Raw genomic sequence first — 22,638 nt, 5'->3', positions numbered from 1 at the left:
CAGATGGAAAACAGGTGGCGGCCGGCTACTTCATGAGGCGGCCATTGCTGCCAATGACGGTGACCTCGACATAGCGCGAGCCGATGCGGTTGGTGGGCGAATAGCCCAGCGTGATGCCGCCCAGGTCATAGCTCTGCATCGACTCCAGCGCCTTGACGACCTTGGTGCGCGTGGGCAGGGGCCCGGCGCGGCGCAGGGCTTCGACCAGTACCTTGGCGCCCAGGAACTGCTCGAAGCTGGTGTAGTTGACCTCGGCATCGGGCGCGTATTTCTTGAGCAGCGACTGGTACTCGCGCACCACCGGCAGCTGAGGCCGGTAGGGGTACGGCACCACCTGGCTGATGCCCAGGCCGTGGGCGTTTTTCAGGCCCGCCAGCTTGACCAGTTCGGTCGGGTCCACCACGGAGATGTTGTACAGCTGCGCGCCGCCGCCCTGCTCGCGGTAGCGCTGGATGAACGCGGCCGCGGGCTTGTTGACGGCGATCATGATGACGGCATGCACGTCGGCCGCCTTGATGGCCTTCACGGCATCGTCCACCTTGTCGGTGTTGCGTTCATAGCCGGCCGCCACCACGAGCTTGAGGTTGCGCTTGGCCAGCGCCGCCTCCACGCCCGCCAGGCCCGCCTTGCCAAAACCGTCGTCCTGGTACATCACGGCCACGCGGTTCATGCCCAGCGTGGTGAGCTGCTGGACCATGTGTTCAGTCTCGTCCGCATACCCGGCGCGCACATGGAAGATCCACGGGTTGAAAGGGTTGCGCAGGGATTCGCCCCCCGTGTAGGGCGCCACCAGCGCGGCGCCGCCCTGCTCCAGCACGCCGTCGGCCAGCAGCTGGGTGATGTTGGCCGTGCCCGCGAAACCGTACAGCGCCACCACCTCGGGCCTGGCCAGCATCTCGCGGGTCAGCTTCACGGTGTCGTCCACCTTGTAGGCATCGTCCACCACCGCCTGGCGGATGGAGGCGCCATGCACGCCGCCCTGGGCGTTGATCCAGTCGAAGTAGATCTTGCCGCCCAGCACCATCTGCGCGCCGGTGCTGGCCAGCACGCCCGACAAGGGCGCCACCTGCCCCACCACGATCTCGGCGGCACGCGCGGGCGCAGTGCCGCCAGCGGCGCCAAGGGCCAGCACAACGGGCACCGCCAGCGCCGACGCCATGCGGCGGCCCCAGGTCTTCATCACAGCGTTCATACATCCATCCTTTGCGCCAGAAACACATGGCCCCGGCGCCACGCCCACCGCGGGCGCGGCACACGGGGTGATTCCCTCTTTCGCCAGCCGGGGGCCCGCGTCAGTCGGGGATGGAGATGGCGCCTGCCGCAATGGCAATGGCATTGGCCGCAGCGGGCACGGTGGCCAGTGGCGGCACGTTGGCGGCAGTGATGGCCGGCGCGCTGCCGGGTGTGCCGCCCCGGGGCACGGTGCGCACCACTTGGCTGGCGGGCAAGGCCTTGCCATTGGCCAGGTGCTCGTACACGGCATCGAGCGCGTGGTTCAGGTACACGTGCAGCGGTACGTAGCGCGTGTCGTAGCCCGGCAGCACCGTGGGCAGGCCGATGAAACTGTCGAAATGCTGGGCGTTGGCCACTTCCACATAGCTGAGCCGGCTGGCTGCGCCCTCGATCTTCTTGTTCAACGCGGCATAGGGGCGCGAGGTGTGGCTCACGGGCAGCAGCGCATCGGCCCGGCCGTGCACGATGACGGCGGGCTTGCCCCGCAGGTTGCCGTTGCGGCGGGTTTCATCCACGCCGGCCTGCAGCTTCCTGGCCGCTGCGTCGGTGCCGGTGACCAGGTTGCGCAGGCACAGCGCGCCCGCCGTGTTCCAGTCGGCCACGCCCGCGTCCGAGAACGACAGGAAGTCGCGCGCCGGGCCCAGCTTGCCCAGGTTGTTCACGAGGTTGATGCCACCGGAAGGCGGCACGCCGTTGCCGGTGGCGAACATGCCCGGCAACGCTGCGGCCGCCAGGGGCACCACCGCGCCCGTGGTCGCCGTGGCCGCGTAGCTGAAGCCGCACAGGTGGTCCTTCACGCTGCTGCGCGACAGGCTGTTGGCAAAGGTCACCGCCACGGCCGGGGCCACTTCGAACGCGGCCAGCGACGCATGCAGGTCGTTCGACTCGGGCTCCCAGCCATAGGCGCGCAGCTTTTGCAGCGCCTCTTCGGCCTGCGCTGCGGTGGTGGAGGCCGACAGCAGCCCCGCCGTCTTGAGCGCCGCGCAGCGGTTGGGCGCGATGGGCAGCGCCGCGCTGGCAAACCCGGCCGCGAACGCCGCGGCGAAGGGGCTGGCGCTGACCGACGGCGCCAGCGATGCACAGGCCTGGTACAGGTTGGCGTAGGTGGTGAAGTCCACCAGCGTCTTGCCCGTGACCGCCACCTCGGTGCTGCCACGGCGCACCGTGACGCCAGGGTTGGCGGGCAGCTCCAGCGCGGGCTCGGACACGGCCACGCCGCTGATCAGGCCCTGCGTGTCCTGCTCGGCGGCGGCGATCGCCGCGCCGCCACCGTTGGAAATGCTGGACGCAATCACGATGGTGTTGCGGGGCGTGAGCGTCTTCAGGCGCTGGCCGGCCGCGTTGGTCTCGCCGTGGCGCTGGTTGAGGACGTAGTAGCCGAACTCCACCGCCTGCAGCGTGGTGGTGCCCCAGTCCTTCTCGGCGTTCTGGCCTGAATGGGCATGCTTGAAGGCGAAGCGGTCGGGGGTGGCCTTGTTGAAGGCCGCGAGCTCCGATGCCGTGAGCCCGGCATTGAAGGCCGCATCCTTGCCCGCCGCGGTGGCGGTGGTCCGGGTGCCGTCGATGAGCGGCACGGTGTCGTTCTGCAGGTCGTGCGGCGCACCGCCCGTGCCCTTGTCCGAATACGCCACGGCGCAGCCGCGCTTGAGGCCCCACTCGCCCGTGGAGATGCCGCCATACACGCCGCGCGAACCCGATGTGGTCGCGGTGATCATGCAGGGCTTCCTGGGATCGAAGCTCGCAGGCACCTGCACCATCAGGGTGACGTTCTTGCGGCCCGTGCCGTCGTCGGCGAACGCGATGTACTCGGTGCCCGCCACCTTGCCCTCGCCCGCCGTGACCTTGCCCTGCGCGTCCACGTTGGGGCCGTACAGCAGGCCGTAGCCACCCGCGGCCGTCATGTCGAGCATGGCGCGGTAGTTGGTGTGGATGGCCGTGCGGCGCAACTCGGCGGCGGTGGGCTTGAGCGGGTCGGCATAGGCGGGCGGCAGCGCCGCCGCCATGCCGGTGGCACCGAGGCCCGCGGTCAACAGGTCGTTGCTGCTGCCGTCATAGGCAGTCTCGGCAATGGCGCCCAGGTATGCGGGCTTTGCATTGAGGGGGACTTGCTCGCCATCCCCACCGCCACAGGCGGCGAGAACGGCGGCTGCCACCGCGGCGGGAACGAACGGACGAAACCCTGTCTTCATGCTCATCATGTGCTTGTCTCCTGGTATTTTTCTTCGCGTTGCTTCTTGCACAGCTGACCCATGCCCCTTCCGCACCAGCCCGCGTGCGGGAAGGGGCCGCCTACCCCGCCTTGCGCGCAGCTGCCGCGCGCAGGCGCCCCACCACACCGGTAGGGAAGTAATACACCGACAGAACGAACAGCACGCCCAGCCACAGCAGCCAGCGGTCCGGCGAGAGCAGCGCAGACAGCCAGGGCAGGCCCGAGGTGGCCTCGTGCCCCAGGCGCAGCAGGTCCTGCAGGTAGCTTTGCGCCACCAGGAAGAGCACGGCGCCGATGGCCGATCCGTAGATGGTGCCCATGCCGCCGATCACCACGATGAGCAGGCAGTCCATCATGATTTCGAAGCTGAGCGAGGTGTCGGGCCCGTTGTAGCGCAGCCAGAGCGCGAGCATCGCGCCCGCCATGGTGGCGAACAGCGCCGACAGCACGCTCGACGTGGTGCGGTACACCACCACGCGGTAGCCGATGGCCTCGGCGCGGAACTCGTTCTCGCGGATGGCCTGCAGCACGCGGCCGAACGGTGAATTGACGATGCGCAGCAGCGCCAGCACCAGCGCCACGGCCGCGACGAACAGCAGGTAGTAGCAGATCAGGCGGCCGTCGATGGCCACGCCCAGGAAGGGCTCCTCGAAGGGCTCGAAACTGGGCGACAGGATCTCGGGCACCTTGAAGGTCAGGCCGTCCTCGCCGCCCGTGATGTCGGACAGCTGCGAGGCCAGCGTCTGGAACGCCGCGGCCACGGCCAGCGTGATCATCGCGAAGAAGATGGCGCGCACCCGCAGCGAGAACAGCCCCACCGCCAGCGACAGCAGCAGCGACAGCAGCAGCGCGCCGCCAATGCCCACGCCCAGCGCCGTCCAGGTCGGCCCCAGGCGGGTGGTGGCCACCGCGATGCCGTAGGCCCCGATGCCGAAGAACATGGTGTGCGCGAAGCTCACGATGCCGGTGTAGCCCAGCAGCAGATCGAAGCTGGCCACCAGCACCACGAAGATCAGCACCTTGGCTGCCACCGACAGCGCCTTGACGCCCGGGAACAGGAAGGGTGCAAACGCCAGCCCGATGAGGATGGCCACCAGGATCACCGCGAGCACCTTGCTGCGCGGGTAGTCGTTGGAAAGAAGTCGGTTCAGCATGTCTTGGGGCTCCTCTTCAACGGTTCGCGACCGGGTACACACCCTGCGGACGCCAGAGCAGGATCGCAACCATCAGCGCGATGTTGGAGAACAGCGCCACCTTGGGCACCAGGAAGCCGGTGTAGTTGGCCATGAGCCCCACCAGCAGCGCGCCGATGAGGGCGCCGCCCGTGGACCCGAGGCCGCCGATGATGATCACGATGAAGATCAGCACGTTGACCTGCGCGCCCATCTGCGGCACCACGTTCTGCTGGTACAGGCCCCACATCACCCCGCCCAGGCCCGCCAGGGCCGAGCCCACCACGAACACGCCGATGAACAGGCGGCGGATGCGGTAGCCCAGGCTCTCGACCATCTCGCGGTCCTGCACGCCGGCGCGGATGAGCAGGCCGACCTTGGTGCGCGACAGCGTCCAGGCCAGCACGGCGAACACCAGCAGCCCCACGGCCACGGCCACCAGGCGGTATTTCTCGATGGCGGCATCGCCAATGAGCAGCGAGCCACGCATGCCCTCGGGCAGCGGCAGCGGGATCTGCGCGGGGCCCCAGATGACCTTGATGAGTTCTTCACCAATGATCATGCCGCCCATGGTGATGAGGATCTGCTTGAGGTGCTGGCCGTACACGGGCCGCACGATGAAACGCTCGAACGCCAGGCCCACCGCGCCCGCCACGGCCATGGCCACCAGCATGGCGGGCAGCACGGCCAGCAGGTTGCGCCACAGCTCGGCGCTTTGCGTCCAGTCGCCCATGGTGCCCAGCACGCTGGTGGCCACGAAGGCGCCCAGCGCGATGAACACGCCGTGGCCAAAGTTGAGCACGTCCATGAGGCCGAACACCAGCGTGAGGCCCGAGGCGATGATGAACACGATCATGCCCATGGCCAGCCCCGCCACCGTGAGCGTGAGCCAGGTGCTGGGCGAGCCGATGAAGGGCAGCACCAGCAGTGCCAGCGCGGGCACCAGGGCCAGGGGCTTCCAGTCGAAGTCGCGGGTGATGCTCATGCCCGGTCTCCTTGCGTGGCAAGCGCCACGCGCTTGAATGCTATATTTTTAATAGCTTTCGGCGCCTTGCCATCCAGCGCCAGAGGCCAAAATAGCTTGAAATTTTTTGTGGAATTCATAGTGCCAACCCCAGCAGCGACCGCTGCAGTGCCTCGTCCTGCGCCAGCGCGGCCATGCTGCCCGCATGCACCACCTGGCCGTTGTCCATCACAGCCACGGTGTCGCCGAGCCGCTTCGCGAAGTTGATGTTCTGCTCCACCAGCAGGATGGTCACGCCGCTCTTCTTGAGCTGGTCGAACGCCTCGATCATGTTGTTGATGATGGCGGGGGCGAGGCCCTTGCTCGGCTCGTCCACGATGAGCAGGTCGCGCGGCTCGACGATGGCGCGGCTCACGGCCACCATCTGCTTTTGCCCGCCGCTGAGCTTGCCGGCCGGGTGGTTCCAGAATTTCTCCACGGCCGGGAAGAGCTTGAAGATCCATTCGAGCCGTGCCGTGTCCATCTGCGCCGCGTTCTTGGCGCCGCACGCGGCCAGCAGCATGTTTTCCTTCACGGTCAGGTCCGCGAAGATGCCCATGTTCTCGGGCACGTAGGCGATGTTCATGCCCGCGATCTGCGGTGTGTTCAGCGCCGTGATGTCCTTGCCCCCGAAGTGGACCGAGCCCTGGGACGCATGCCACAGGCCCATGATGGTGCGCAGCGTGGTCGTCTTGCCCGCGCCGTTGCGGCCCAGCAGCATGGTGAGCTGGCCCTTGGGCACGGCCAGGTCGACGCCGTGCAGGATGTGGTACGCGCCGATGTGGGTGTGCACGCCCTTGAGTTCGAGCAGGTTGCCGGTATTGTTGTTGGTGGTGGTGGTCATGCTGCCGCCTCCTTCGTCACGCCCAGGTAGGCCTCTTGCACCACGGGCGAGGCGATCACTTCTGCCGGCGGGCCGTCGGCCACCAGCGTGCCGTTGGTCAGCACGATGATGCGGTCGGCCAGCTCGCGCACCACGTCCATCTTGTGCTCCACCAGCAGGATGATCTTGGTCTTGTCTTTTTTCAGCTCGCGGATCAGGTTCAGGATCACGGGCGCCTCGTCGTGGCTCATGCCGGCCGTGGGCTCGTCGAACATGTAGACCTGCGGCTCCAGCGCCATGAGCAGCGCCACTTCGAGCTTGCGCTGGTCGCCGTGCGGCAGGCTGGCCACAGGGGTGTCGCGGCGCTCGTGCATGGCCACCGTGTGCAGGATGGCCAGCGCCCGTTCGGTCAGCGCGCGGTGGTCGCTCCAGATGCTCCACAGGTTCAGGCCCCGGCGGTGCTTGCCCTCCTGCGTGGCCTGCACGGCCAGGCGCACGTTCTCCAGCACGCTGAGGTTCGGGAACAGGTTGGTGAGCTGAAACGCCCGGCCCAGGCCCGCATGCGTGCGCGCCGAGACCGACTGGCCCGTGAGGTCCTGCCCGCCCAGCGTGACGCTGCCCGCCGTGGCGCGCAGCTGCCCCGAGATGAGGTTGAAGTACGTGGTCTTGCCCGCACCGTTGGGGCCCACGATGGCGGTCAGCGTGCCGGGCTCGAAGGAGCAGGTCACGGCGTTGACCGCCACGTGGCCGCCGAAGCGGATGGTCAAGTCCTTGGTGGCCAAGGTGCTCATGGGTGGTGTTTCACTTTCACGGTCGTCGTCATTTCATTCAAAGAGCCCGGCAACCCAGCCCTGCGGCGGGATGCCAAGACCTGCACTGCGTTTTCATCGCCAAACAGTCTCCGCAACTGGCGCGGGCGAAACCAGCAATCGCCGCGCAAGGGCCGCCCAAGCTGCACAGCGGCGTTTCTCCTGCGTGCGCTGGCGCCTCCCCTTCCCGAATGGCGCAGCCCTCCGAGAGAAGGGGGAAGACGCGAAGCGGCTCACGGGGTTGTACATGCTTCAGCAGGTACCGATCACGTAGTACCCGGGGCTGGTCTGCTTGAGCGTGGTGGTCACGAACACGTTCCACCAGCCCATGCCCTGGTTGGAGCCCAGGGCATACGCGAAGCCCGCATAGGCGTACGCCCGGCCCGCGAGGGTGTGCGCATAGTTGCTGGCCGTGGTGCAGGTGCCCGTGCCGCCACCCGGCGCCGCCAGCGTGGTGCCGGATGCCGCGGCGGACACGGCGCCTTCGGCGCCGTTGGCATCGGCGGCACGCACGGTCCAGCTGTAGGTGGTGGAAGCGGCCAGGCCGGTGTCGCTGTAGTTCGTGGCGGTCACGGGCAGCGCGTTGACCTTGTTGGCGTTGCGGTACACGTTGTAGCTGGCAGCGCCCGAGACGGCATTCCAGGCAATCGCCATGCTGCTGGCGGTGGCGCCCGAGGTGCTCACGCCCGTGGGGGCAGGCAGGTCCACCGGCGGGTTGGTGGTGCCGCCGCTGGAGACCCGGTCCACCATGGCCTTGATGGCCGCCATCTGCGGACCGGACTTCTTGGCGTAGTTGGCGTTGTCGTAGCCCCACCAGTCAAAGCAGCTGTTGGTGGCGGCCGTGCTGGTCTGTGGGTACAGCATCACCATGTTGTTGGTGTCGGCCCAGCGGTTGTAGCCGGTGTTGCGCACGTACTGCTGCTGCACATCGCTGATGTTCTGCTTGCAGCCATGCAGCACCACATGCAGCTTGCAGGTGGTGCTGCCGCCCGCCTGGCAGGCCTGCGGCACATAGGCCCAGCCCGTGGCGGCCATGCCGTGGTTGGAGATGAATTCGCTCTGGTTGAACTCGATGAAGTTGCCGGTGGGCAGCGCCGCGTTGTTGCGTGCATTGAGCGGGCCGTACAGGTGCTGCAGCATGGCACCGGCCAGGTCGAAGTTGCAGTTGCTGATGTAGGGCGCGGCCTTGGTGGTGCAGCCGTTGCCGTAGTCGTCGGTGACCATGGCGTGCTCGGCCGCGATGTCCTTCTTGTAGACCACGTTGGCGGCCGGCACGAAGCTGTTGTAGTAGGTGCGCAGGGCATCCATCACGCCGGTCTTGACCGCACTGTCGAGCGTGCCCGAGAACAGGTAGACCTTCGAGTTCTGGAGATTGGCCACGGGGTCGATGGCGCCTTGGCTGGCCCAGGTGTTGGTGGTGCTGACCAGCGTGCTGGTGGGAATGCCCGCCGGGCTGGCCATGCAGCGCCCCGTGGCATTGACGACCGAGCCCTCGGCGCAATAGAACGGCCCGCCCGCGACCACGCCCACCCCTTTGGCAAACGTGGCCGAATACGCCACGTGCAGCTGCACGGCCATGAAGCCGCCAGCCGACAGGCCCGACACGGTGGTCTGGGTCTTGTCGATCTTGAGCGCGGGCAGGTTGACGGCGGCCATCGCGCCGCCCGCTGCGCACATTGAAATTACAGCCCCTGCTGCAGCCGCCCGGATGAAATTGAAAGCCATGTTGTCTTGTCTCCAAATAATTTTGAGAAAAACCGACCCTGCCCCCGTGTGATCCGGGGGTTCATGCATCAATTCACTGGAAAAAGAGGGGCGGCCGCCCCTGCGGGATGAACCCCGAAGGAGCAGGATGGTTGTCCTGTCCGTCGGGCCTCGCTAACGCATCGAAAAAACCGGCCTATCGCTTGTTGCGGATCGGCACGTTCATTTCTTCAGGCTTGATCTCGCGCACCAGCTCGGGCACGCCCCAGGCGAAGGCCGGGTCCACCTTGATCTTGAAGTGGTACATGCTCTGCATGGCCTGGTGGTCTTCCTTGCGGAAGGTCATCTTGCCCTTGGGGGTCTCGAAGCTCATGCCCTCCATGGTCTTGATGAGCTTGTTGGTGTTGGTGTCGCCGTTCGTGGCCTTGAGGGCCGTGACCAGCGCCATGGCGGAGCTGAAGCCGCCGGCGGTGAAGAAGTCCGGCGGGGTCTTGAACTCCTTGTAGTGCGCGGCCACCATGGCTTCGTTCACGGGGTTCTTGGGGATGCCGAAGTAGTAGTACGTGGCGCCTTCCATGCCAGGGAAGTTCTTGTACGCGGCCATGGCGGGCAGGATGTTGCCGCCCGTGGCGATCTCGATGTTGTAGCGCTTCAAGTCCATGTCGGCGATCTTGAAGGGGTTGCCCGCGCCGGCCCAGATGATGAAGATGACCTTGCGGCCGGGCACGTCCTTGAGCTTGTCGATCAGGCGCTGGGCACCGGCAGTGAAGTCGGTGGTGGTCGTGGGCAGGTACTCCTCGTGCACGAGCTTGGCGTTCTTGAGCGCGTCCTTGAAGGCCTTCACGCCGTCGCGGCCGAAGGCATAGTCCTGCGCCAGCGTGGCCACCGTGACGCCGGCCTTGTCGACGGCCACGGCGTTGGAGATGGCATCCTGGCTGCTGTTGCGGCCGGTGCGGAAGATGTACTTGTTCCACTTGTCGCCGGTGATGGCGTCGGCCACGGCGGGCTCCACCAGCAGGATCTTCTTGTATTCCTCGGCCACGGGCAGCAGCGCCAGGGCCACGCCCGAGGACGTGGGGCCGACGGCGATGTCGGCCTTGTCGTCCGAATAGGCCGAGGCCAGCAGGCTCTTGCCCAGGTCAGGCTTGCCCTGGTCGTCCTTTTCAATCACGACGAGCTTCTTGCCATTGACGGTCATGCTGCCGCCGGTGGCGTAGTTCAGGCCCATCAGCAGGCCGGTCTGGGTCTGCTTGCCATAGGCCTCCAGCGGGCCGGTCTTGCTGTAGATGTGGGCGATGCGGATTTCCCCGGCCTGGCCGAAAGCGGGGGAGGAAAGCGTGGCGGCGGTGACGGCAGCGGTGGCCAGGGCGACCAGGGTGCGACGATGCATGGCGATGTCTCCTTGTTGTGATGCCTGAACATTGCACAGTTCATGCCAGCATGCAAGCTGTTGATTTGTATAAAAACCCTGCTGACGCCTGCGGGACATGGTCTGATTTTTGAACAATCCAATTGTAGAAATATCAGACATATGTCTGATATTTATTCAGGGTTTTCCAGACGTCCATACAGCGTGGCCCGCGAGATGCCCAGTTGCCGTGCGGTGGCGAGCTTGTTGCCGCCATGGGCTTTCAGGGTCGCCGCGATGGCGCGCCGCTCCAGCTCGGCCACCTGCTCGGCCAGCGGACGCAGGTAGCGGCTTTCGTCCTGGGCATCGGCCATGGAAGCCGTGTCCAGCACCGGCGCGGGAGCGGCCGGCTCCACGCCGGCCTCGCGCAGGACACGCTCGAGCTGGGCGGCGTCGATGGACGGCGAGTCGCTGCGCATCACGGCCTGCTCCAGCACGTTGCGCAGTTCGCGGATGTTGCCGCGCCAGGGCTGGCCCGCCAGCAGCGCCATGGCATCGGGCAGCAGCTCGGGCGGGGCCGTGCTGTTGCGCAGCGCCAGGTCTTCACCCAGCGCCTCCACCAGGGCCGGGATGTCGGTGCGCCGCACGCGCAGCGGCGGCACGCGCACGGGCAGCACGTGCAGGCGGTAGAACAGGTCCTCGCGGAACTTGCCTTCGCGCACCAGCGCGGCCAGGTCGCGCGACGTGGCGGCCAGGATGCGCACGTTGAAGGGCACGAGCTTATTGGAGCCCAGCGGCTCGATCTCGCCCTCTTGCAGGGCCCGCAGCAGCTTGGCCTGCAGGCTTTGCGGCATGTCGCCGATTTCGTCGAGGAACAGCGTGCCGCCGTCGGCCAGCTTGAACTTGCCGTCGCGCCCCTTGCGGTCGGCACCGGTGTAGGCCCCGGGGGCCACGCCAAAGAACTCGGCCTCCAGCAATGTGTCGGGCACGGCGGCAATGTTGACGCTCACGAACGGGCCGCTCGCGCGGCTCGATGCCGCATGAATGGCGTGGGCCAGCAACTCCTTGCCCGTGCCCGTCTCGCCCAGCAACAACACGGGGCTGCTGGACTGCGCCGCGCGCCGCGCCTGGCGCTTGACCTCGGCCGCCGCAGGGCTGGAGCCAATGAAGCTGGCAAAGGTGTACTTGGCGCGCCGCTCGCCGTCGCCCGCCACGGCCAGGGAGCGGCTGCGCTGGCTGGCCAGTTCGCGCCGCGCGTCGTCCAGGTCGCGCTGCAGCAGCGCGAACTTGCTGATCAGCGGCTGCAGCGTGGTCTCGGGGTGGTCGAACAGCACGATGCCGATGGCGCCGATCACGCGGTCGGCATCGTCGCGCAGCGGGATGCGGCTGACCACGAAGGTGCCCGCCTTGTTGGTGAGCAGGTCGATCAGCACGGGCTGGCCGGTCTCCAGCACGCGGCGCATCTGGGTGTTGGGGATCACCTCTTCCACCGTGCGGCCCACGAACTGGTCGACCGAGGAGAACCCCAGGTCGGGCAGAAAGCGCTGGTAGCCTTCGTTGACCCACACGATGCGCCCGCTGCGGTCCACCAGGAACATGCCCTGGCTGACGCTGGAAAACAGCTGGAACATGGACCGCGCCGCCAGTTCGAGAATGCCCTGGGCATCCAGCGGCAGTGCGGGGGCGTCGTCGGTGAGCAGGGGCATCCGCGGATGGTAGCGCGGCGCGGCCGCCACATGCGCCACGGGCCCGGCGCAGCGCCTCGAACCCGCGCCGCCAAATACTATCAAATCAATAGCATCTTGCGCTTATTCCTTCAGCGCTAGCGGCCATTTTCATTCAAGATCAACGCCTTCTGCCCGGTGGTGGTGCCGTCCGCAGGGCGCTGCGCGCGCACCATGCGCAGGACCACCATGGGCTGGATGGCGGCCAGCGCCTCTGCCTCTCGCACGGCCAGGGGCTGGTCCACCAGGATGCAAGGCTTGCCCGTGCGGCGGCAGTGGTCCTGCACCCGCCAGTACTCGTCATGGCTGATGCAGCCGGTCTGGCAGATCACCAGGTCGGCCGCGGCCAGGTTGGCGTCGAGCGCCGAGCCCGCGGGCGCCCCGCGCAGGGCGCCGGCCGGGGCATGCACGCGGCCGCCGCAGCGCCGCAGGCGGGCTCCACGGCGCTGGCGGGAGCCGCATCGGCCTGTGCCGCCAGCCGCCAGCGCAGGCATTCGCGCGACAAGCTCGCGATGCGCTCGGCAAGCACGCCGATGTGGAGCGCCATGGCCTTGCGGCGGGGCAGGCCGGGGTGCGCGGCCTTCATCCGCTCCAGTTCATCCCGCGCCATCGCCAGGCGCGTGTCCCGCACGATGACCTGGGCGCGCAGCCGCACCACCTGGCGCTGCAGTGCCTCGATCTGCGCGGCCTGGGCGGCCATGGCGGTGCTGCAGCGCTTCTGTGCATCGCCCAGTTGGCGGCAGAGCGCCAGAAACTCCTGCGGAAGTGATTGCATGCACCATCCTTGCAAATAAGAACTATTCGCATTTTATGGTACGATTCACGGCTTGTGAGCACGCAAGTCACCTTGGTGGGGAAGGCAACGGGGGCATGAAACCCTTGTGGTCTGGCTTGCGAAATCCGCCGTCTGCACCAGCCGGTGCCCGCATGAAAAAACCGCGCCATGTGGCGCGGTTTTCTTTTTTGCGAGCCTTTGTGTGTATCAGCGCTCCAGCGCCGCCAGCTTGCGTGCCGCCCAGCGCCGCAGCAGGCGCGGCACGATGAGCACGGACAGCACGATGACGATCAGCGTCAGCGAACCGGGGCGCTCCAGGAAGATCGTCCACTTGCCTTCGCCAATCGACACGGCGTTGCGCATCTGCGCCTCGGCCAGAGGCCCCAGGATCATGCCCACCACCACTGGAGCGGCCGGGAAGTCGAAGCGGCGCATCACCACGCCCAAGAGGCCGATCGCATACAGCAGCACCAGATCGAACGCGCTCTGGCGCATGCCGTACACGCCCAGCGTGGAGAACACCAGGATGCCCGCGTACAGGTACGACTTGGGAATCTTGAGCAGCTTCACCCACAGGCCCACCAGCGGCAGGTTCAGGATGAGCAGCATCACGTTGCCGATGTACATGGAGGCGATCAGTGCCCACACCAGCGCGCCATTGGTGTCGAACAGCTGCGGGCCGGGCTGGATGCCGTAGTTCTGGAACGCACCCAGCAGGATGGCCGTGGTGTTGGACGTGGGAATGCCCAGCGTGAGCAACGGGATCAGCGTGGCCGTGATGGCCGCGTTGTTGGCGGCCTCGGGGCCCGCCACGCCTTCGATGGCGCCGGTGGTGCCGAACTCTTCCTTGTGCTTGCTCAGCTTCTTTTCAGCGGCGTAGCTCAGGAAGGTCGGGATCTCGCTGCCGCCCGCGGGCACGGTGCCGAACGGAAAGCCGATGAAGGTGGCGCGGATCCATGCGGGCCACGAACGCCTCCACTCCTCCTTGGTCATGTGCGTGCTGGTCAGGCGGTTCTGGGTTTCGTCGGTCTTGCCTTCGTACATCACGTTGTACAAGGCCTCGCCCACGGCAAACAGGCCCACGGCGATCAGCACCACCTCGATCCCGTCCATCAGCTCGGGCACGCCACCGGTGTAGCGCGCCTGGCCCGAGATCTGGTCGATGCCGATGAGGCCCATGGCCAGGCCGACGAACAGCGCCACCATGCCGCGCAGCGTGCTCTTGCCCAGCACCGCGCTCACGGTGGTGAAGGCCAGCACCATCAGCATGAAGTACTCGGGCGGGCCCAGGCGCACGGCGTATTCAGCCACCAGGGGGGCAAAGAACGTGACCAGCACGGTGGCGATGGTGCCCGCCACGAACGAGCCGATGGCGGCGGTCGCCAGCGCCGCGCCCGCACGGCCGTTCTTGGCCATCTTGTTGCCCTCCATGGCGGTGACCATGGAGCCCGCCTCACCGGGCGTGTTCAGCAGGATGGACGTGGTGGAGCCGCCATACATGGCGCCGTAATAGATGCCCGCGAAGAAGATCATGGAGGCCGTGGCCTCGACCTTCACGGTGATGGGCAGCAGCATGGCCACCGCCACGGCCGGCCCGATGCCGGGCAGCACGCCCACGGCGGTGCCGATCATGCAGCCCACGAAGGCCCACATCAGGTTGATGGGAGTGGCAGCGGTGGCAAAACCCTGCATCAGGAGGTTCAACGTTTCCATGGCGTGCAGGCTTTACAGCCACCCCGTGTTGGTGAGGCCGGGCAGGTTGATGGCCAGCAATTGCGTAAACATCCAGAACACCGGCGCGGCCACGGCCACGCCAATGAGGGAATCCTTGATCCAGGCCCGCAGGCGCAGGTCCAGCTCGCCTTCCGAGCTCTTGAAGCCCCGCACCGACAGCACGAAGCACAGCGCGCAGCTCAGGATGAAGCCCAGCGTCGTGATGAGCAAGGCATTGAGCAGCAGCCCGGCCGACACCCAGATGAAGCCCTTCCAGTGGGCGCGCTCGTCGCCCGAGCCCTCTTCCAGCTCACGAAAGCCCCCAGTCAGTGCATGCACCACGCAGAGCACGCCGCAGATCAGCAAGGCGATGCTGACCACCCAGGGAAAGAAATTGGGGCCCACGCCGCCGTAGCCCGCCTCCGAGCTGACCGTGCTGGCACCCCAGGCCAGAAACAGCGCAAGCACCACCAGGCCCGCCCCTATCAGGGTCTGCAAGGGCTTGGAGCGCGATGAATGTTGTTGTGTCATGTTTTTCCTTCACCGGGCGGGCAGCAAGGCCGCGCACCCCGCAGGGGCCGCGCAGCCGAGGCCTAACTTGCTGGCCTCAGATCATCCCCGACTTGGCCATGGTGGCTCGCATGCTGGCGAACTCGGCATCCACGAAGTTGGCGAACTCGTCGCCGGCCATCCATGCGGGGGTCCAGCCGTTCTTCTCCATCGCATCTTGCCAGGCCTTGTGCTTGAAGGTCTTGGACAGGGCCTCGATCAGCGCCTTGCGCTGCTCGGGGGTGATGCCAGGCGCGCCGTACACGCCGCGCCAGTTGCCGATTTCCACGTTGATGCCCTGCTCCTTGAGCGTGGCGACGTTCACGCCCTTCAGGCGCGAGCCCGAGGTGACGCCCACGGCGCGCATCTTGCCCGCGGTGATGTACTCGGCGAACTCGCTGTAGCCGCTGCCGCCGACCGTGACGTTGCCGCCCAGGATGGCGGCGGTGGCCTCACCACCCCCACGGAAGGCCACGTAGTTGATCTTGGCGGGGTCCACGCCCACTTCGCGGGCGATCATCGCTGCCGCGATGTGCTCGGTGGAACCACGCGAGCCACCGCCCCACTTCACGCTGCCGGGATCCTTCTTGAGCTGGTCCACCACGTCCTTCATGGACTTGAAAGGCGAATTGGCGGGCAGCACGAACACGTTGTATTCGCTGGTCAGGCGCGCGAGCGGGGTCACCTTGTCCAGGCCCACGGGCGGCTTGCCCGTGATGATGCCGCCCAGCATCACGGCGCCCATCACCATCAGGGCGTTCGGGTCGCCCTTGCTGGCGTTGACGAACTGGGCCAGGCCGATGGCGCCAGCGGCGCCGCCCTTGTTGTCATAAGACACCGACGACGCGACGCCTGCATCCTGCATGGCCTTGCCCAGCGCACGGCCCGTGGTGTCCCAGCCACCGCCAGGGTTGGCGGGAATCATCATCTTGACGGCGTGGGCGCTCTGGGCCGATACCGGCAGCACGCCGGCGGCGGCCATGGCAGCCAGTGATTTCAGAAACATATCGCGACGCATGGTGTCTCCTTGTAAGGTTTGCGAACCGTTCGATGATGCGCGCGCTGCCTGTCAAACGGCTGTCCTGCGACTCAGGGAAAACACCCATACGGCGCATGCGATGAGACGATGCTATGGTGCCGCGCATGCAATTGCTCCTCGTTGAAGACGACCCCACCATGCAGGCGACCCTGCACCGTGCACTGACCCGGCGCGGCATGGAGGTGACCGCGGTGGGCGACGGCAAATCCGCCCTGAGCCAGTGGGCGTCCCGCCAGCCCGACGCCGTCATCCTGGACCTTACCCTGCCCGGGCTCGACGGCCTGCAGGTGCTGCAGCAGGCGCGCGCGCGCGGCCTGCGAACGCCGGTGCTGATCCTCACCGCCCGAGGCACCGTGGGCGACCGGGTGATGGGGCTGAACGCAGGGGCGGACGATTACCTGCCCAAGCCCTTCGACCTGGACGAACTCGAGGCCCGGCTGCGTGCCCTGGTGCGCCGCAGCGCGGACCCCCTACCCGGCACGCAGCTGGCTCCCAGCACCGTGCAGATCGGTGCCATCCGCTATGACAAGAACAGCGGCGCGCTGTATCTCCAGGGCGAGGTGATGGAGCTGACGCCGCGCGAGCTGGCGCTCATGCACGCCCTGCTCGCCCAGCCAGGCCACGCCGTCACCAAGGAGCGGCTGTACGAGCTGGTGTTCCCCGGCCAGCTGGACGTGCAGTACGAGGCCATCGAGGTCGTGGTGTACCGCCTGCGCAAGAAACTGGCGGGCACCGGCCTGACCCTCATGACGCTGCGCGGGCTGGGCTACCTGCTGCGGACCGACGCATGACCGCAGCCCCCGCCGGCGGGCACCGCCACCCTTCGCTGCGCAGGCGCCTGCTGCTGGGCATCCTGCTGCCGGTGGCGCTGTTCATCGGCTTCAATACCTTCAGCCTGTACCAGCAGACGCTGGCATCGCTGCACACCGCCTACGACCGCACGCTGCTGGCGTCCGCCAAGACCATCAGCGAACAGCTCGACGTGAAAGGCTTTGACGACGCGGCCGAATTGCGCGCCACCGTGCCCTACTCGGCCCTGGAAGCCTTTGAGGCCGACAACCAGAGCCAGATGTTCTACCGCGTCTCCAACCTGCATGGCGAACTGGTCTCGGGGTTTGCCGAACTGCCTGTCTGGCGTGGAAAGATCCCGGACCGCCCGCCCTACGCCGCGCTGGTGGACTTCTACGACGACCGCTTTCGCGACCGCGACGTGCGCGTGGCCGTCCTGCTGCAGCCCGTGGCCAGCTCCGAAGGCCGGGCCATGGCCGTGATCCAGGTGGCAGAGACGCTCGAAGTGCGTGAAACGCTGGCCCTGCAGATCCTGCGCAACACGTTGCTGCGCCAGGCCCTGCTGATTGCCGTGATCGCCCTCACCGTGGTGCTGGTGGTGCAGCGGGCCATCCATCCCGTGCGGCAGCTGAGCCTGCAGCTGCAGGACCGCCGGGAGGGCGACCTGAGCCCCATCGCCGCCCCCTCCACGCCGCGCGAACTGCAGCCGCTGATCGACGCCACCAACGAAGTGATGCAGCGCCTGCGCCACCTGCTGCGCCACCAGAAGCGCTTCGTGCGCGATGCCTCCCACCAGCTGCGCACCCCCCTGGCCGTGCTGAAGACCCAGGTGCAATCGGCCCTGCGGGGCGACGTGGAGCCCCGGCAGGCCCTGCACGAGATCAGCGACACGGTAGACCGCGCCACCCAGCTGGCCAACCAGATGCTGGCGCTGGCGAAGGTGGAGCAACTGCGCCAGCAGAGCGCACCGCCCACCACGCGGCTGGACGATGTGCTGCGCACCGTGGCGCTGGAGATATCACCACTGATCGCGCAGCGCGACCTGGACTTCGGCATACAGACCGTGCCCGCGCGGGTCCAGGCCCACGAGTGGATGCTGCGCGAACTGAGCCGCAACCTGCTGCACAACGCCGTGCGCCATGCGCCGCAGGGCAGCGAGCTGACGGTGGACCTGCGCACCGACAGCCACCATGTGGCGTTGACCCTCAGCGACCAGGGCCCCGGCATCGACGGCGAGCTGGCGGCCCGCCTCTTCCAGCCGTTCTCGGCGGGCGACGTGCGCGCCGGCAGCGGCCTGGGCCTGGCGATCTGCCGCGAGATCGTGGAGGCCATCGGGGGCAGTATCTCGCTGACCAACCGCGTGGTGGGCCACCGGGTGGCGGGCCTGGATGCCGTTGTACGCCTGCCACTGGCTGCGCCATCGGCTGACAGTGCAAACCACGCACACGCGTCACAATCCTCCGCATGAACACCTCGGAGACAATGCGGCTGGACAAGTGGCTCTGGTGCGCCCGCTTCTACAAGACGCGCAGCCTGGCCACCGAAGAGATCGGCAAGGGCCGCGTGACGGTCAACGGCCAGCTGGCCAAGCCTGCACGCGACCTGCGCTGCGGCGATACCGTGGCCTTGCGCCAGGGCCCCCTCGCCCGCACGGTGCTGGTGCGGGGCCTGAGCGGGGCGCGCGGACCCGCCCCCATTGCGCAGCAACTGTACGAGGAAACGGCGGACAGCATCACGGCGCGTGAACAGGCTGCCGAACAGCGGCGGCTGGCCCCCGAGCCCGCCGCCACGCTGCAGGAGGGCCGCCCCACCAAGCGCGACCGGCGCGATATCGAGCGCGTGGGCGCGCGCAGCTGGGGAGACCGCTGGAGCGCGTCGATCGACGAATAGGCCGTCCCCGAAACACCCGGCCAGGCTCCGTGCCACCAGCCCTGGCTTGAAACACGCCAGGAGCAGGAGGGCCCGCCCCCGGGGGCTCCGCCTCCTTCGGCCCCGCGCGGACAGGATCGCCCCCTGCCTAGCTGGCAGGCAGCTCCAGGCCGATGGCCGTCACCCCGCCAGACGATGTGGCCACCGTCCGCCCGCCATGCATGCGGGCTATGGCGTCCGTGATGGCCAGTCCCAGGCCATGGTTCCTCTGGCCGTGGGCCCGCGAGGGATCCGCTCGGAAGAATCGGTCGAACAGCCGCGCCAGCACCTCGGGCGCCACGGTCTCCCCCTCGTTGACGACCATCACTCCGCCCCCGCCTCCCGGCAGGGGAGCGATGCGCACCTGCACCGCCGTACCCTGGCGGGCGTGGCGCACCGCATTGCCGATGAGATTGGACAGCGCTCGGTGCAGCAGCGGGACATCGAACTGCCCCGCCGCATCGCCCGAGATGTGCAATGCCAGCCCCGCGTCCGCCAAGGCGGCCTCGTGAAATTCCGCCACCTGCGCCACCACCCGGGCGAGGCTGGGGGTGGGCTCGCGGCGGGCGCCCGCGCCCCGGTCGGCCTGGGAAAGAAAAAGCATGTCGTTGACGATGCCCGTGAGGCGCTGCAATTCCTCCAGGTTGGAGGCCAGCACCTCGCCCAGCTCTCCCGCATTGCCCGCGCCGCCGCCAAGCAGCCCGCGCAACGCCAGCTCGTTGCTGGCCTGCAATGTCGCCAATGGCGTGCGCAGTTCATGGGCCACATCCGCGTTGAATCCCTCCACCTGGACGTAGGCCTTTTCCAGCCGGCCGAGCAGGCCGTTGAACTGCTCGACGAGCGGCTGCAACTCGGCGGGCTGCCCTTCCGTGCCGAGGCGCTGGTGCAGCGTGTCGGGCGAAAGCGCCCGCACCTGCGCCGAGAGGGCGCGCACGGGCGACAACCCCAGGTGGACCAGCGTGAAGCCGCCCAGCGACACCACCACCGCGCCCGCCAGCGCAGCGACCCACAGCGTGACGGCCATGCGGCGCAGCAACTGCTCATCGGCCTGGATGTCCAGCGCCAGCCATACCCGCAGCACGCGGCCGGGCGCCTCAGGGCGCTGGGCCGCCACCTCGAAGCTGCGCTCGCGCCAGGCCAGCAGCGGCGGATCGCCCCGCGCAACGCGGGGGTAGACCACCTCCCCCTCCCCGGTCGACACCCGCAGCCGGAAGTTGTCGTGCCCGGCCAGGAAATCATCCAGCAGATGGACGTCGTTCCAGGGCTGCGGCATGGGGTGCATTCCCCCGCCCGACAAAAGATGCCGCACCACGGCTTCCTTCTGCTCCAGCTGGCTGTCCTGCCGTTCGCGAAATCCCGCCGCCGTGACCAGATACACCAGCAGGCACACGGCGCCCAGGCCCGCCAGGCTCTGCGCGGCAAGCCACCAGGACAGCCGCCGGCGCAGCGACCCGGGTGCACGCGTGCCCGTCATGTGCCGCGCGCTTCCATCACATACCCCATGCCACGGATGGTGTGCAGCAGGGGTTCGGGAAAGGGCACGTCCATCTTGCTGCGCAGCCGCCGGATGGCGACCTCGACCACATTGGTCTCGCTGTCGAAGTTCATGTCCCATACCTGGGCGGCGATCTCGGTGCGCGAGAGCACTTCCCCCTGGCGGCGCAGGAAGAGCGTGAGCAACAGAAACTCCTTGGCCGTCAGGTCCAGGCGCTGGCCCGCGCGCGTGGCCTTGCGCCGCAACAGATCCACTTCCAGGTTCGCCAGTTGCAGCACCGTGGCGCACGCCGATCCTGGTTGCGCCACCCGGCTGCGCCGCACGATGACCTCGATGCGCGCCATGAGTTCGGAGAAAGCAAACGGCTTGACCAGATAGTCATCCGCGCCCGACTGCAGGCCCAGCACGCGGTCCTCCACCTTGGTACGGGCCGTGAGCATGAGCACAGGGGTCTGGCGGGTCTTGCGCAGCGCGGCAAGCAGGCTCAATCCGTCGATGCCGGGCAGCATCACGTCAAGCACCAGCAGCGCGTAGTCGCCCTCCAGGGCCATGTGCAGGCCATCGACCCCGTTGTGCGCCACGTCCACCACATATCCGGCCTCCGTGAGCCCCTTGCGCAGGTAGTGCGCAAGCTTGACTTCGTCTTCGATGAGCAGAACTTTCATGCCCGGATTGTCAAAGAACATGGCGGGGGCCGCGATTACAAATTCGTCAGGCAGCGGTGGGCGCCCTGTCGGCATGGCGTTTTTACAGTATCCCCATGCACTGGCAAGCACCTGCGGCCAGGGCATGCAACCCCGGATCACTCCCCCTGAAAGGAAACACCCTCCATGTCCCGCAAAACCATCCTCAACGCACGCACCGCCTTGTTCGCGCCATTGGCAGCGCTCGCCATGGCGATGCCTGCCGTCGCCACCGCCTCATCCCTGTATCACCCGGCGGGCGGCGAGGTGGGCTACACCACGCACCCGGACCACCTGCAAGGGGGAAAGCAGCGCAGCGACGTCCTGCGGGACATCGAAGCCGCCCGCAAGGACGGCAGCCTCGCCCTGCTCGCGCGCGGCTATGCCCTGCCGCAAAGGAATACCGGCACGCCCAAGACACGCGAACAGGTGCAGCGGGAATTCCTGGAGATGCCCGCCGCGGAGAAGCAGCGCCTGCAGGAAATGCACGGGGGCTGATGCCCCCCACGGATGCAGCCCCGCCAGCAAGGGCCCGGGCCAGCACCCCACCCGCAGTCACCGGTCCCTCCGGTCTGTGAAAGCGCCGCCTCGACCCAGCCACCATTTCTGCAAGCGTGGATCGTGCGGGCCCGTCCGCATCAATCAGCCAGCACGGGTGGCGCGCAAGGCCCGGCGGCGCTCGATCCATTCGAAACCGGCCATGCCCGCCAGCATGGCCCCCACAAACGCCATGGCCTTGGGCTCCCCGGCCCCGACCGACACGATGGCGGGCCCCGGACAGAACCCCGCCATCCCCCACCCCACGCCAAATAGCAGGCTGCCAGCCACCAGGCGCCTGTCGATGCCGCGCGATGCAGGCAAGTGCATGGCCCCGCCCAGGAAGGCCCTGGTGCGCCGGCGTGCCACGGCGAATGCGAGGGCACTCACCGCAAGGGCCCCGCCCATCACAAAGGCCAGTGAGGGATCCCACAGTCCCGTCACATCCAGAAACCCCACGACCTTGCCCGGGTCGGTCATGCCCGAAACCACAAGGCCCAGGCCAAAGACCAGGCCGACGGCGAATTCAGCGATACGGTGGCGCATGGGCCGCTCCCAGAAAATTGAAAATGTTGACCCCAGCCATCCGCAACGCCGTCAGGACAGAACGTGCCGGATGACAAAAACACTGGCAAAACCCGTCCCCATGAAGGCCAGCGTGGCCACCAGTGATCTTGGCGACAGGCGCGCCAGGCCACACACGCCATGGCCGCTGGTGCAGCCCCCGCCGTAGCGGGTGCCAAGGCCCACCAGCAGGCCGGCCAGCACCACCATTGCCCAACTGGCATCGATCCGGGGGCCCTGGCTGGCGCCCACCACACCGCGGTAGAGCGCGGGCGCGGCCAGCAGGCCCAGCACCAAGGCAATACGCCACGCAATATCTCCGCTGCGCGGCCGCAGCAGCCCTCCGACAATGCCGCTGATGCCCAAGACCCGACCATTGAGCAGCACGAAGCCCGCGGCCGCGAGCCCCAGAAGAATGCCCCCGGCCAAGGCAGACCAGGGGGTGAAATGGTTCCAGTCGATCTGCATGCGCGGTACTCCTTGGGCGTAAAGGGAATCGGGTGGATTGTAAAACAATATATTTTTATACAAACTATAATTTTCTTTATTGATTTCGACGGG

At 67.4% G+C, this 22,638-nt stretch carries 22 protein-coding genes; 4 read left to right on the top strand and 18 right to left on the bottom strand.

The window, feature by feature from the left end:
- Positions 1-25 precede the first annotated feature (25 nt).
- The 14 genes from AC3RCE_RS08990 to AC3RCE_RS08925 all read right to left on the bottom strand — a co-directional run bounded on the left by AC3RCE_RS08990 (position 26) and on the right by AC3RCE_RS08925 (position 16,080).
- Entirely contained in the window at positions 26-1,192 is a 1,167-nt protein-coding gene (locus AC3RCE_RS08990; protein ID WP_218294061.1) for an ABC transporter substrate-binding protein, read from the bottom strand.
- A 100-nt stretch (positions 1,193-1,292) separates the two neighbouring features.
- Positions 1,293-3,422 carry a D-(-)-3-hydroxybutyrate oligomer hydrolase gene (locus AC3RCE_RS08985; protein ID WP_492255368.1) on the bottom strand — a complete coding sequence of 710 codons (2,130 nt, stop codon included), beginning with the start codon at positions 3,420-3,422 and terminating at the stop codon, positions 1,293-1,295.
- A 100-nt stretch (positions 3,423-3,522) separates the two neighbouring features.
- On the bottom strand, positions 3,523-4,596 hold the full coding sequence (locus tag AC3RCE_RS08980) for a branched-chain amino acid ABC transporter permease (protein ID WP_492246074.1): 1,074 nt from the start codon (positions 4,594-4,596) through the stop codon (positions 3,523-3,525).
- Positions 4,597-4,612: 16 nt separating this feature from the next.
- Positions 4,613-5,599, bottom strand: a complete 987-nt coding sequence (locus tag AC3RCE_RS08975) for a branched-chain amino acid ABC transporter permease (protein WP_218294058.1) — start codon at positions 5,597-5,599, stop codon at positions 4,613-4,615.
- Between the two features lie 115 nt (positions 5,600-5,714).
- Positions 5,715-6,461: an ABC transporter ATP-binding protein gene (locus AC3RCE_RS08970; RefSeq protein ID WP_492254963.1), complete on the bottom strand. Its 747-nt coding sequence runs from the start codon at positions 6,459-6,461 to the stop codon at positions 5,715-5,717.
- Positions 6,458-7,231 (bottom strand): ABC transporter ATP-binding protein, encoded by a 774-nt coding sequence (locus AC3RCE_RS08965; protein WP_218294056.1) that lies wholly within the window; start codon positions 7,229-7,231, stop codon positions 6,458-6,460. Before AC3RCE_RS08965 ends, AC3RCE_RS08970 begins: the two co-directional genes overlap by 4 nt.
- 270 nt (positions 7,232-7,501) lie before the next feature.
- On the bottom strand, positions 7,502-8,974 hold the full coding sequence (locus AC3RCE_RS08960; protein ID WP_369642117.1) for an extracellular catalytic domain type 2 short-chain-length polyhydroxyalkanoate depolymerase: 1,473 nt from the start codon (positions 8,972-8,974) through the stop codon (positions 7,502-7,504).
- Between the two features lie 175 nt (positions 8,975-9,149).
- Positions 9,150-10,343: a substrate-binding domain-containing protein gene (locus AC3RCE_RS08955; RefSeq protein ID WP_492254962.1), complete on the bottom strand. Its 1,194-nt coding sequence runs from the start codon at positions 10,341-10,343 to the stop codon at positions 9,150-9,152.
- A 152-nt stretch (positions 10,344-10,495) separates the two neighbouring features.
- The gene (locus tag AC3RCE_RS08950) at positions 10,496-12,007 is read right to left on the bottom strand and encodes a sigma-54 interaction domain-containing protein (protein WP_218340750.1); all 1,512 of its coding nucleotides are present in this window, start codon (positions 12,005-12,007) and stop codon (positions 10,496-10,498) included.
- Between the two features lie 116 nt (positions 12,008-12,123).
- Positions 12,124-12,435 carry a DUF2325 domain-containing protein gene (locus AC3RCE_RS08945; protein WP_492254961.1) on the bottom strand — a complete coding sequence of 104 codons (312 nt, stop codon included), beginning with the start codon at positions 12,433-12,435 and terminating at the stop codon, positions 12,124-12,126.
- The gene (locus tag AC3RCE_RS08940; protein ID WP_492254960.1) at positions 12,354-12,800 is read right to left on the bottom strand and encodes a hypothetical protein; all 447 of its coding nucleotides are present in this window, start codon (positions 12,798-12,800) and stop codon (positions 12,354-12,356) included. Before AC3RCE_RS08940 ends, AC3RCE_RS08945 begins: the two co-directional genes overlap by 82 nt.
- 207 nt (positions 12,801-13,007) lie before the next feature.
- Complete coding sequence (locus AC3RCE_RS08935) at positions 13,008-14,513, bottom strand: tripartite tricarboxylate transporter permease (protein WP_218340748.1); 1,506 nt, start codon at positions 14,511-14,513, stop codon at positions 13,008-13,010.
- A 12-nt stretch (positions 14,514-14,525) separates the two neighbouring features.
- Positions 14,526-15,044 carry a tripartite tricarboxylate transporter TctB family protein gene (locus AC3RCE_RS08930; RefSeq protein ID WP_218294050.1) on the bottom strand — a complete coding sequence of 173 codons (519 nt, stop codon included), beginning with the start codon at positions 15,042-15,044 and terminating at the stop codon, positions 14,526-14,528.
- A 76-nt stretch (positions 15,045-15,120) separates the two neighbouring features.
- Positions 15,121-16,080, bottom strand: coding sequence for a Bug family tripartite tricarboxylate transporter substrate binding protein (locus tag AC3RCE_RS08925; RefSeq protein ID WP_492254959.1), 960 nt, complete (start codon positions 16,078-16,080; stop codon positions 15,121-15,123).
- A gap of 125 nt (positions 16,081-16,205) precedes the next feature.
- On the opposite strand from AC3RCE_RS08925, the gene AC3RCE_RS08920 reads away from it, so the two are divergent.
- The 3 genes from AC3RCE_RS08920 to AC3RCE_RS08910 are packed head-to-tail and all read left to right on the top strand — an operon-like array spanning position 16,206 to position 18,780.
- Positions 16,206-16,892 carry a response regulator transcription factor gene (locus tag AC3RCE_RS08920; protein WP_255591356.1) on the top strand — a complete coding sequence of 229 codons (687 nt, stop codon included), beginning with the start codon at positions 16,206-16,208 and terminating at the stop codon, positions 16,890-16,892.
- A complete protein-coding gene (locus AC3RCE_RS08915; protein WP_218294047.1) occupies positions 16,889-18,358 on the top strand; it encodes a sensor histidine kinase in 1,470 nt (489 codons plus the stop codon). The genes AC3RCE_RS08920 and AC3RCE_RS08915 overlap by 4 nt, the downstream gene beginning before the upstream one ends.
- Positions 18,355-18,780: an RNA-binding S4 domain-containing protein gene (locus tag AC3RCE_RS08910; protein WP_218294046.1), complete on the top strand. Its 426-nt coding sequence runs from the start codon at positions 18,355-18,357 to the stop codon at positions 18,778-18,780. Before AC3RCE_RS08915 ends, AC3RCE_RS08910 begins: the two co-directional genes overlap by 4 nt.
- Before the next feature lie 127 nt (positions 18,781-18,907).
- Here AC3RCE_RS08910 and AC3RCE_RS08905 read toward each other — a convergent pair whose 3' ends face one another.
- Positions 18,908-20,272, bottom strand: a complete 1,365-nt coding sequence (locus tag AC3RCE_RS08905) for a heavy metal sensor histidine kinase (protein WP_492254958.1) — start codon at positions 20,270-20,272, stop codon at positions 18,908-18,910.
- A complete protein-coding gene (locus AC3RCE_RS08900; protein WP_492254957.1) occupies positions 20,269-20,958 on the bottom strand; it encodes a heavy metal response regulator transcription factor in 690 nt (229 codons plus the stop codon). Before AC3RCE_RS08900 ends, AC3RCE_RS08905 begins: the two co-directional genes overlap by 4 nt.
- Before the next feature lie 165 nt (positions 20,959-21,123).
- Between AC3RCE_RS08900 and AC3RCE_RS08895 the strand changes: the two genes are divergently transcribed.
- The gene (locus tag AC3RCE_RS08895; RefSeq protein ID WP_492246081.1) at positions 21,124-21,474 is read left to right on the top strand and encodes a DUF4148 domain-containing protein; all 351 of its coding nucleotides are present in this window, start codon (positions 21,124-21,126) and stop codon (positions 21,472-21,474) included.
- A gap of 144 nt (positions 21,475-21,618) precedes the next feature.
- Here the strand turns inward: AC3RCE_RS08895 and AC3RCE_RS08890 are convergent, their stop codons facing one another.
- Together AC3RCE_RS08890 and AC3RCE_RS08885 are read right to left on the bottom strand one after the other, a co-directional pair.
- Positions 21,619-22,059: a DUF6691 family protein gene (locus AC3RCE_RS08890; protein ID WP_492246082.1), complete on the bottom strand. Its 441-nt coding sequence runs from the start codon at positions 22,057-22,059 to the stop codon at positions 21,619-21,621.
- A 51-nt stretch (positions 22,060-22,110) separates the two neighbouring features.
- Positions 22,111-22,545 (bottom strand): YeeE/YedE family protein, encoded by a 435-nt coding sequence (locus tag AC3RCE_RS08885; RefSeq protein WP_218294041.1) that lies wholly within the window; start codon positions 22,543-22,545, stop codon positions 22,111-22,113.
- Between the last annotated feature and the right edge of the window lie 93 nt (positions 22,546-22,638).

This window comes from Acidovorax sp. GW823-FHT05D11, assembly GCF_058795695.1.
Note: the sequence above shows the minus strand (reverse complement) of the source record. Positions and strands in the feature narration are given on the sequence as shown.

Coding starts and splice junctions, on each gene's coding strand:
- AC3RCE_RS08885 (WP_218294041.1), bottom strand. CDS start 22,545: ATGCAGATCGACTGGAACCATTTCACCCCCTGGTCTGCCTTGGCCGGG.
- AC3RCE_RS08915 (WP_218294047.1), top strand. CDS start 16,889: ATGACCGCAGCCCCCGCCGGCGGGCACCGCCACCCTTCGCTGCGCAGG.
- AC3RCE_RS08965 (WP_218294056.1), bottom strand. CDS start 7,231: ATGAGCACCTTGGCCACCAAGGACTTGACCATCCGCTTCGGCGGCCAC.
- AC3RCE_RS08910 (WP_218294046.1), top strand. CDS start 18,355: ATGAACACCTCGGAGACAATGCGGCTGGACAAGTGGCTCTGGTGCGCC.
- AC3RCE_RS08905 (WP_492254958.1), bottom strand. CDS start 20,272: ATGACGGGCACGCGTGCACCCGGGTCGCTGCGCCGGCGGCTGTCCTGG.
- AC3RCE_RS08975 (WP_218294058.1), bottom strand. CDS start 5,599: ATGAGCATCACCCGCGACTTCGACTGGAAGCCCCTGGCCCTGGTGCCC.
- AC3RCE_RS08960 (WP_369642117.1), bottom strand. CDS start 8,974: ATGGCTTTCAATTTCATCCGGGCGGCTGCAGCAGGGGCTGTAATTTCA.
- AC3RCE_RS08950 (WP_218340750.1), bottom strand. CDS start 12,007: ATGCCCCTGCTCACCGACGACGCCCCCGCACTGCCGCTGGATGCCCAG.
- AC3RCE_RS08900 (WP_492254957.1), bottom strand. CDS start 20,958: ATGAAAGTTCTGCTCATCGAAGACGAAGTCAAGCTTGCGCACTACCTG.
- AC3RCE_RS08980 (WP_492246074.1), bottom strand. CDS start 4,596: ATGCTGAACCGACTTCTTTCCAACGACTACCCGCGCAGCAAGGTGCTC.
- AC3RCE_RS08890 (WP_492246082.1), bottom strand. CDS start 22,059: ATGCGCCACCGTATCGCTGAATTCGCCGTCGGCCTGGTCTTTGGCCTG.
- AC3RCE_RS08990 (WP_218294061.1), bottom strand. CDS start 1,192: ATGAACGCTGTGATGAAGACCTGGGGCCGCCGCATGGCGTCGGCGCTG.
- AC3RCE_RS08925 (WP_492254959.1), bottom strand. CDS start 16,080: ATGCGTCGCGATATGTTTCTGAAATCACTGGCTGCCATGGCCGCCGCC.
- AC3RCE_RS08895 (WP_492246081.1), top strand. CDS start 21,124: ATGTCCCGCAAAACCATCCTCAACGCACGCACCGCCTTGTTCGCGCCA.
- AC3RCE_RS08985 (WP_492255368.1), bottom strand. CDS start 3,422: ATGAAGACAGGGTTTCGTCCGTTCGTTCCCGCCGCGGTGGCAGCCGCC.
- AC3RCE_RS08955 (WP_492254962.1), bottom strand. CDS start 10,343: ATGCATCGTCGCACCCTGGTCGCCCTGGCCACCGCTGCCGTCACCGCC.
- AC3RCE_RS08970 (WP_492254963.1), bottom strand. CDS start 6,461: ATGACCACCACCACCAACAACAATACCGGCAACCTGCTCGAACTCAAG.
- AC3RCE_RS08930 (WP_218294050.1), bottom strand. CDS start 15,044: ATGACACAACAACATTCATCGCGCTCCAAGCCCTTGCAGACCCTGATA.
- AC3RCE_RS08940 (WP_492254960.1), bottom strand. CDS start 12,800: ATGCAATCACTTCCGCAGGAGTTTCTGGCGCTCTGCCGCCAACTGGGC.
- AC3RCE_RS08920 (WP_255591356.1), top strand. CDS start 16,206: ATGCAATTGCTCCTCGTTGAAGACGACCCCACCATGCAGGCGACCCTG.
- AC3RCE_RS08935 (WP_218340748.1), bottom strand. CDS start 14,513: ATGGAAACGTTGAACCTCCTGATGCAGGGTTTTGCCACCGCTGCCACT.